Origin of the sequence: Candidatus Methanodesulfokora washburnensis (assembly GCF_003947435.1) — an archaeon.
Classification (GTDB): domain Archaea; phylum Korarchaeota; class Korarchaeia; order Korarchaeales; family Korarchaeaceae; genus Methanodesulfokora; species Methanodesulfokora washburnensis.
This window is the reverse complement of sequence record NZ_RCOS01000154.1, coordinates 1-5,179: the sequence shown is the minus strand read 5'-3', so window position 1 is coordinate 5,179 and position 5,179 is coordinate 1. Positions and strand designations below refer to the sequence as shown.

7 protein-coding genes are annotated in these 5,179 nt (G+C 40.2%); 5 read left to right on the top strand and 2 right to left on the bottom strand.

The genetic code is table 11. From position 1 onward, the window contains the following. The first annotated feature begins 143 nt into the window (after positions 1–143). From D6D85_RS13395 to D6D85_RS13380, 4 genes are all read left to right on the top strand, one after another. Complete coding sequence (locus tag D6D85_RS13395) at positions 144–560, top strand: hypothetical protein (RefSeq protein ID WP_153184017.1); 417 nt, start codon at positions 144–146, stop codon at positions 558–560. Positions 561–566: 6 nt separating this feature from the next. Further along, entirely contained in the window at positions 567–1,937 is a 1,371-nt protein-coding gene (locus tag D6D85_RS13390) for a DUF5906 domain-containing protein (protein WP_125672538.1), read from the top strand. Between the two features lie 41 nt (positions 1,938–1,978). Continuing rightward, positions 1,979–2,245 carry a primase-like DNA-binding domain-containing protein gene (locus tag D6D85_RS17270; protein ID WP_125672541.1) on the top strand — a complete coding sequence of 89 codons (267 nt, stop codon included), beginning with the start codon at positions 1,979–1,981 and terminating at the stop codon, positions 2,243–2,245. A 340-nt stretch (positions 2,246–2,585) separates the two neighbouring features. Next, positions 2,586–3,059 carry a hypothetical protein gene (locus D6D85_RS13380; protein ID WP_125672537.1) on the top strand — a complete coding sequence of 158 codons (474 nt, stop codon included), beginning with the start codon at positions 2,586–2,588 and terminating at the stop codon, positions 3,057–3,059. A gap of 15 nt (positions 3,060–3,074) precedes the next feature. Here the strand turns inward: D6D85_RS13380 and D6D85_RS16890 are convergent, their stop codons facing one another. Beyond that, positions 3,075–4,085: an FkbM family methyltransferase gene (locus D6D85_RS16890; protein WP_237558859.1), complete on the bottom strand. Its 1,011-nt coding sequence runs from the start codon at positions 4,083–4,085 to the stop codon at positions 3,075–3,077. 345 nt (positions 4,086–4,430) lie between these two features. Between D6D85_RS16890 and D6D85_RS13370 the strand changes: the two genes are divergently transcribed. Beyond that, complete coding sequence (locus tag D6D85_RS13370) at positions 4,431–4,787, top strand: hypothetical protein (protein ID WP_125672536.1); 357 nt, start codon at positions 4,431–4,433, stop codon at positions 4,785–4,787. A gap of 71 nt (positions 4,788–4,858) precedes the next feature. Here the strand turns inward: D6D85_RS13370 and D6D85_RS16510 are convergent. Then, positions 4,859–5,179 (bottom strand): hypothetical protein (locus tag D6D85_RS16510; RefSeq protein WP_161969886.1); only part of this gene is annotated, 321 nt, incomplete at its 5' end.

Here is a 5,179-nt window from a genome sequence, read left to right as displayed (position 1 = left end):
ATTATAACTCAAATAAAAACTTTTATTTAAGCTTGTAAATAAAAAGTTTTGCCTTAAAATATAAGAATAAAGGCTTATAAGCCATAAAGTCCTATTTTTTCCCGATGATAGAAGATAATCAAAATAGCTTACAGAGGAAGAGTATGAGTAAAAATGCTGGTAAAGAGAGACAGAGTGAGAAGGAATCAGGATATTCAAATTTCCTCATAAAAGAAAGGCTTAGACATGAGCTGGAAAGGCTCAAAAGGGCTACAGGGCTTGGATTTGAGCTTGATGTAGTTTGGATGCCTCAGGATAACAAGCTCTCAGGTGAGGTGAAAGGAAAGAAGATCTATGTCTATGAGGAGGATGAAGAAAAAGCAGTTGAGACCCTTTATCATGAGTTCTTCGATTATGCTGTTTCAAGGGCAATAGAGCCATACAGGAGCGTTTTGAACTCCCTTATAAGTTGTTTAAATGAAATGTGTTACAGAAGAAAAGAAGAAGTTGTCGAAGGCCTAAGGAGGTTTGCAAGGAAGGAGGAGGTGAGCATCAGGGAGAGGAAAAAAGAAGAAAGGTGATCTCCGATGGAGACCACACAACCCGATGATAAAAAGCCTGAAGAAGAATATAAAGATTTTGATCAGATAGCTATATCCTATGAAGGGCTATCTCCTGAGGAGAAAGGACAACTCTTTGCTAACGCCTTTGCTGAGAAGATTGAGGAGATAATCCCTCCCCCTAATGTCTGGGTTTCTATGTCCCATAAAGAAAAGAAAAAATGGCTAAGAGATCAGAGGAGAGGCTTCTTATTACCTCTAGCCCTAGGAAAAGCATTCGCTAAGGGGATATTGATACCAAAACCCGATGAGCTCCCAAGCGATATCCTTGAGAAGATTGAGGAGACTTTTGACAAAAGAGTAGCATATAGAGATAAACCTAGCATAGTATATGAGATAATCAGGGATCTAATCGAAGCTCAATATATCGGCTTTGTGAACCTTAAAATAGAGGAAAGCAGGGAGGGGGAGCTTTATGCCTATTTTCCCCCTGATAACATATTAATCGAGCCTAAGGAAATAACAAACCTCCTTATCCTCTATGGGATAAGTGATTCCCCAGAGATGCATATAGTGATAAGCACAGTTTTAAAGGAGATAGGGGCACAAGCTGAGGAGATAGGGATTTATGACATTAATCCCCCTGATCTTCTCCCTCTGAATAATGGGAAAGTCTTGGACATGAACGATTTAAAGGTGAAATATGTCGAGGGGAAGTATTTCACAAAAACACATGTTTTTTATCCCTCTGAGAGCTTCTTAAAAGCCATAGAGGAGGAGAGGATAGATGAGAGCTATTTTGAAAATGAGGGTTGGTATAGGATCATCAGACAGGAATATGATGATGAGAATTGGGAGAGGCTAAAGCTCTGTTTAGGCACGATATTGGCGGGGAAAAATACTGATGAGAAGATAAACATAATAAAAGGAGATCCAAGAACAAGGAAGACCACATTATTGTTCAAACTTATAAAACCTGCTTTAGGATCCTTTTCAGTCTCAGGGAGTCTAAAGCTGATTACGGGCAAAGATAACAGATTTTCATTACAGCACGCACTAGGAGCGAAGGTTATGCTGACGTCTGAAGCAGGGGATGTGATAGTCAGGGATATTGAGATGCTGAAGAGGATAACAGGAGGGGACACGGTCTATGTTGATGTAAAGCACAAAAGCCCAAGACAGCAGGATATGTATTTATGCATGTTTATAGCAACTAATGAGATGCCTAGATTTCCAAGACTGACGGATGAGGCTCTCCTAAACAGGATCAACATAGTTGAGACGATAAATCCACATAATTGGACAGAAGAGGAGAAAAAGCTGATGGATGAGGTGAATATAGCCTCATTTTTGGAATTCGTGATTTACTGCACCTATTTGGTCAAAAAGAGGGGATGAATAATCAAGGATGAGGAGGAGAGGGAGAGAAACTATCAGCTATTGATAGAGTCTCAGAATTCCTAGAACAACGTTGTTCTTTTGCTGAAACCTATAAGATTGAGGGAGAAATCCTATATCAAGCTTACGATAAATGGTGCAGGGAGAACAAAGTATTCAGAGAGGGGAGAAACACATTTTACCATGATGTTGAGCTTTTAGGAGCTGAAAAAGGAGTTAAAAGGATAAAACCAAAACATAAGGTCTGGTTTAAGGGAGTAGATCTAAAAGAGGAGATTGAGAGAGCGAGACAAGAGCCTATCGAATAAATAGAATAATTCAAATTGAAGGTGAGAATGTGAGGTTTTCCTTGTGTGTTCTTACCATATGTATCCCCTTTTCTCCCGCATATTTACCTCCCTATAAGTATATCAAAAAACCTGCCAAAAAACGTAACAATTTCCCCCCTTTCTGGAATATTCCTTTCCTATCCAAATCTTAGGTAAACATAGGTTCACCTAGGTGAACCTTTTGAGGTTCACCTATCCAAGGATTAAGGCAGCTTTAGTTGCATTCCAGCCTTTCAATTCCATTTGTTTTATCTCTTGAGGTGCTTCTACAAGAGATAGAAGACGTTGAGCATGTCTAGGAGACATTCCGATATCTGGCGTGACGCCATACACATCACAGCTTTTCAATTCCATTAACTTCTTTATAGTTTTGTTTAATGCAGCAAGCCGCTTATCTCATTATCTCCGCTATAAAGAGAGACTTCAGCAGAAAGCTAAAAGAGAAGGAAAAGAACCTTACTCAGGTCCTATTAATTGGCTCTCTCGCCTAAATCGGAAAAAAGAAGGCTGGATTTTCGAAAATCCGCCACCAGATGCTATTCCAAAGAATACAGACGGAGGGCAGGTCTCAGCTTCTTCATATCTTATGAAATATTTAGGAAAAACAATGAGGCTTGTTTCTGCAATAGTAGAAGGGAAGAAATTACCTAAGAGGCATAAATTAGTTATATTTTATTGGTTTCTCAGAATCCCCTTCTTTTCCTTTTCTCCTTCCCTTAGAGACAAAAAGAAGAAGATTACTGCAGGATGGAAATTCTTAGGCTCATTATATATGCGCGCGCAGTCCATGTAGAATTCCTACTGTTTACTATTTCCTAACGCAATGTATTGTCCAGGTCCTTTCATGTTTCTTCACAATCTTACATCGGTAATCACGAGACAATACCTTCAATAATTCACTAGGCTTACCGCCAACGTTTGAGTGGCACTCAAGTATAATCTCATCAAATAGTTTGACATGTGCATAATCGTTGAGTATTACGTCATATTCACATCCTTCACAATCCAGTTTTAGAGCACCATTAGAATCGATGCCATATTTGTTAATTAGCTCGCCCAAACATAATGCTATGATTTCACCGTCACTGCTGGGTCTATGATAAGTGCCAATAGTTCTCTCAACATCGACCCTTTCAATACATATCTTACCACGTCTGCTCGCCAAACCTGCATTAATAGGCACTATCACATTTTCAAGCTTATTAAGCCTGATGTTTTCAAGCATTTCCTTATAGGCCTCTGGGTGAGGTTCAAGAGCAATAACCTTATCAGCTCCTTTTAAAGCGAAATAAATGGCTGAGTCACCAACGAAAGCCCCGACATCGACGACAACCCTATCCTTAACACTCAACGACTTATACTCACCATAATCAAAGGCCTCATATATGGTCCAATGCATACGCCTGAACTTCACGTTACCCTTAAACCAGCATCTTTTAACTGGGTCGTAAGCCCATCCAAGCACTCTAGCCCATGTTTCCGTACTAACGTCATCGATGTTTTTGACTTCCACTCCGTTCACGAGTATCCTGCCATCAACACATATGACGGATTTGATGAGTCCACGTGAAGATCCATCGACAAGCCTCTCGAATGTCTCGGGGCTCACCTCGAAGGTACAACCACGAATCTTGGCGATGAGCTTGACATCGAAGCCAAGCCTGAGCAAGGCGTACTTGATCAATAACAAGGGCCAGTTGTCAAATAGGTAGCGACTTGCTAAGGCTTTCCTAGCCTTCTTCCTAGCCTTCTCAAGCACCGTTCCGGCGTCCAATAGCATTCTACTCATACATGCAGTGAATGATTGCTCATCTCGCATCTAAAATCCCTTAACAGGCGTTCTATGAGGGCCTGTCCACTCCAATTTTGAAGCCCTCATAAGGTATCATGAGGTCTTTATATAACTTTAGGTAACTTACCAACAACTCAAGATAACATGAGATCCTTAGATGTTGAGAGAGATGTTGGGATATATTGGGGAAATCCTAAGGACAGCCGTATATATAAGGGATCTCATTAAGAGAGCCTCGTTAAGGTATCAGGGTATCGATGGGTATCACAAGGTATCATAGGGTATCCTGCCAACATCATAGGGTATCACACAGGGTATCAGGGCAAAACAAAAATGTGAAAGCTTTTTATTCCGAGATCTCCTCTCTCATTTATGCCCTTAACTCCAGAAAAAGTAGAAGAGGTTAGGAAATTATATGAAGAGGGCAAAAGCACCAGAGAGATAGCAAAAGCTCTTAGATTGTCTCTTAGAGACATAGGTATAGCTCTCGGACCTTCGATCGATGATCAGCTAAGAGAATTAGCTGAGCTTCAGAGCGAAACGGACAAAAAAGCAGAATATGCTGTGAAGATGATGAAAAAACTGTGGGCTTCCTTCTTTTTGACAGCTTATAGGAAAGGAGAAGAAGTAATTTGTCCTTATTGTTATCAGCCAATAGTTCCAGCTGATTCAGCTGACGGAAAAGGAGTTATCTGCCCTAAATGTGGTAAAACTCTCGTTCAACTTTAAATCTAAAATATTTGAATAGAATATTTAGGGTGTTCATTAGGGTGTCATGGCAGGATGTTGTTAGGGTGTCATTAGGGTGTCTCTATCCTAAGTATTTTTGTTCCTTTGGAAAAAACCTTCTTAAACGTCTCTTTCGCCCTATCCTTCTGCTCCTTTGTCAGTTTCGTTGTTCTCCGTGAATCATAATACGTTAGGATCTCTTCAAGAAGATCTTTTGAGATTCTGATTTCCTCGATCACAGGAAGGCTTATTTCCTCACCACTTAGAGAAGCTATTTTTATAGCAGGAGGAGCTTTAAGACGGGCTTCTGGTCCAAGATAGCATCTCTTGGTTTTCCTTTTTCCACCTTCTCTTTTTACGTGGACACAATAAAGATAAAACTTCTCACGGAT

What these genes read in the sequence shown, in the direction of transcription:
- D6D85_RS13370 (WP_125672536.1), top strand. Translation starts at nt 4,431, where the DNA reads ATGCCCTTAACTCCAGAAAAAGTAGAAGAGGTTAGGAAATTATATGAA.
- D6D85_RS16890 (WP_237558859.1), bottom strand. Translation starts at nt 4,085, where the DNA reads ATGCGAGATGAGCAATCATTCACTGCATGTATGAGTAGAATGCTATTG.
- D6D85_RS13395 (WP_153184017.1), top strand. Translation starts at nt 144, where the DNA reads ATGAGTAAAAATGCTGGTAAAGAGAGACAGAGTGAGAAGGAATCAGGA.
- D6D85_RS13390 (WP_125672538.1), top strand. Translation starts at nt 567, where the DNA reads ATGGAGACCACACAACCCGATGATAAAAAGCCTGAAGAAGAATATAAA.